3 protein-coding genes, 1 pseudogene and 1 other annotated feature are annotated in these 3,152 nt (G+C 34.3%); of the genes and pseudogenes, 2 read left to right on the top strand and 2 right to left on the bottom strand.

The annotated features are described in order from the left end of the window. Positions 1-104: a sequence feature (AL1L pseudoknot), on the bottom strand. This feature is flagged as partial in the annotation. Continuing rightward, a pseudogene (locus C3420_RS16595) lies at positions 1-379 on the bottom strand (transposase); the annotation flags it as partial. Its footprint overlaps the feature before it by 104 nt. A gap of 54 nt (positions 380-433) precedes the next feature. Here C3420_RS16595 and C3420_RS16585 point away from each other — a divergent pair. Together C3420_RS16585 and C3420_RS16580 are read left to right on the top strand one after the other, a co-directional pair. Continuing rightward, positions 434-940 (top strand): tetratricopeptide repeat protein, encoded by a 507-nt coding sequence (locus tag C3420_RS16585; protein ID WP_103801076.1) that lies wholly within the window; start codon positions 434-436, stop codon positions 938-940. Positions 941-1,132: 192 nt separating this feature from the next. Then, positions 1,133-1,744 (top strand): recombinase family protein, encoded by a 612-nt coding sequence (locus C3420_RS16580; protein WP_103801075.1) that lies wholly within the window; start codon positions 1,133-1,135, stop codon positions 1,742-1,744. A gap of 91 nt (positions 1,745-1,835) precedes the next feature. Here C3420_RS16580 and C3420_RS16575 read toward each other — a convergent pair. Then, the coding region (locus C3420_RS16575; protein WP_103857252.1) for a sensor domain-containing diguanylate cyclase at positions 1,836-3,152 on the bottom strand (1,317 nt) is incomplete at its 5' end.

Raw genomic sequence — 3,152 nt, 5'->3', positions numbered from 1 at the left:
AAAATCCTACAAATCGCATCAACACCATATAAGTCTTTATTGTTATGGATGAAATCCACCATTATTTGTGTGGGCGGTCGAGCTCCGCCTGGGCGAAAAAAGCGGCTGCTTTACGTAGAATTTCATTGGCACGCTTTAATTCTTTAATTTCACGTTCCATTTGCTTCATTTTTTCTTGATCAGATATCTGTTGTACTTTAATAGGATTTTGCTGATCTAAATGCTTTTGATGCCAGGCACGAAGTGTTTCAGGAGTACAACCAATCTTAGGCGCAATTGCTGTGATTGCAGCCCAAGTAGAAGGATAATCTTTTTCAGATTCAATCAATAATTGAACCGCTCTTTCTCTGATTTCAGGGGTATATTTTAATTTTGTCATCGGGGTAGTCTCTCAGAATATTGACTCTCCGACAAACCCGGTACGGTTCAAACTTTGGCAAATCCAACATTTTCAAATGAGTTATTAACAAAGGCTGAAAATGGTGATTCATCAGCACAATTAGAATTAGCCGATGTATATATACATGGTTACGGTATTGAAGAAGATGAAGCTCAAGCCGAAAGCTGGGCTATTAAGTCAGCGGAAAGTGGCAATATCGATGCAATGTATTGGCTTGGTGATGGGTATGCGACATACGCTGGTTTAGTTGAAGATATGGACCCAACTGATGCTGAAGAACATTATAAGAAAGCTTTTGTGTGGTTCTCAAAAGGATCTGACTTAAATCATACTGATTCTATGGTGGGTTTAGCTAATTTATATCGTAATGGTGAGGGAGTTACTGAAGATACTGCTAAGGCATTATATTTATTTAAAAAAGCTGCGTCTCTTGGCAGTAAAGAGGCTATGAGGGATCTTGAATTTATGTATCGATATGGAATAGGTGTAGAAAAAAATTTAGATAAAGCAAAATTTTGGGAAGATAAGGCACAGATGTAACTATGTAGAATAATTAAAATTAACATAATACACGTTATACGAATTCCCAAGGCATGGCTTTTAGTCATGCTTTTTTTATCAAAAGAGTATAGCTGAATGATAGCGAGCCAAATCGCATACAATATCTATCATTAGACTTAATGCAATAATTAAATGATAGTGTTATCATTGATCTAATAGAATTAAGATTAAATGATAGAAATGAATACACGTATTTATCTACGAGCTTCAACTAAAGATCAAGATGCAGAAAGGGCTTTGCAGATTCTTCAGGATCTAAACCAAAACTTGAATTTGGGCGAAACCATTGTGTACGTGGAAAACTATAGTGGTACGAAGTTAGACCGACCTGAATTGAATAAGCTACTGTCAGAAGCAAATCAAGGTGACACCTTGTTAGTTGAAAGTATTGACCGCTTATCACGTCTAACCCAACGAAATTTTCAAGAGCTGAAGCGCAGGATCCAGGAGAAGGGACTTCGTTTAGTCGTAGCAGATCTTCCTACTACTTACCAAATGATTCAAACCAGTGACAGCATTACTCATTCAATATTGGAACTCATCAACAATATGTTGATTGATCTTCTGGCAACGATGGCTCGTCTGGACAATGAGAAACGTATAGAACGTATTAAGCAGGGTCTGACACGTTCGGGTTACAAACCAACAGGCAAGAAGGCAAATGAGGCTAAACATAAACGAATAAAAGAATTGCTAGCAGCTGGCAATATGACTAAGGAAGAAATTGCCAAAGCAGTGAATTGTGGAGTTGCAACTGTTTATCGAGTTGCCAAAGTTATCTAAAAGAGGCTTATCTCAATGCGCCCCAATGGGGCACCGCTGCATTCAGGTTGCTTGACATAAGAGATTTTATGTTAAATATCAGGCCTATAAATTAAAATTTTATACAGTTTCTTCCACTAATTTTAGCTTCATAAAGATGCTTATCTGCAATCCTAAAGACTTCTGAAATGTCCTTGGAGCTTTCTGGCCAATATGCTATACCTATAGAAATAGTAATGTAGCCTACATTTTCTATAAACTGTTGTTCTACCGCTTTTCTAAACCGTTCTGCACTTTCATAAGCTTCCTCTTTACTTACGTTTGGTATTAGAACAATAAACTCTTCACCTCCATAACGGCAGCAAACATCATTTTTCCTAAAGTTTTTTTGCATAATCTCTGCAAGGCACTTTAGGACTAAATCTCCTTGCTCATGTCCATATGTATCGTTTATTTTTTTAAAAAAGTCTACGTCTATCATTAAAATAGAAAAAAAACTATTTATACTTAATTTTTTCTCTATAGTGAAATTCAAACCTCTACGATTCATTAAACCAGTAAGGGGATCCGTATTAATATGGTAATCCATCTCATTTATTCTTAATGAAAAGCTTCTCATACTTAATAATAATGAAAGCTTAAATTTAACAATCTCATAATACCAAGGGGTAATGCTTTTAATTTCATTACTTGTTTCTGATTGGTCAAGTGATCCTGCAATAGAAGCAAGTTTATGCAACGGAGATGCGATATAAAATGAGCATTTCCAAACAATATAAAAAATAAGTAGATAAAATATAAAAATCCCACCCGAAACCTTATAAATAATTGAATTTGCTTGAGTCAGAAGTTCTAATGTAGGTTGTTGAGAGATAATAATCCAATCAGTAGTTTTGATATGTGCAAATCCTGCAAGGTTATCAACTCCTCGGCTATTGATAAGACGAGTTGTCCCATTTTTGTTTTGTTTTATATATTCCAATCCACTATTATTTCTAGCTATTTCACCAATTCTTTTGTGATCAGGATGAAAAATTATTTGTCCATTTTTATCAATTACATACATGTAACTTTTTCTATAGCCTTCAGTGGCTGTTAAAAGTTGATTGATCACATTTTTTTCTTCTAGATAAATTGCTGATCCGATAAAGCCTTTGTAATTTTTCTTTTCATCAAATATAGGATACGATATAAAAATAATCATATTATTTTTAATAGAGCGATATGGCGTAGAAATATAAAGGTTTTTACTCTTTATAGAGTTTCTAATTCCTAATGTAGTTTGTATTTTGGTTTTATCAATATTCAAAATATTAGGAGAATAGTTAATTAATCTACCTAATGGATCTCCTATAACTACACTATTGTAATAGTTAGATTGCATTTTGAGACGTTCTACTTCTGCTTCACGTTCTTCATTATTATATTT

Source organism: Acinetobacter sp. ACNIH3 (assembly GCF_002918965.1).
Lineage (GTDB): Bacteria > Pseudomonadota > Gammaproteobacteria > Pseudomonadales > Moraxellaceae > Acinetobacter > Acinetobacter schindleri.
Note: the sequence above shows the minus strand (reverse complement) of the source record. Positions and strands in the feature narration are given on the sequence as shown.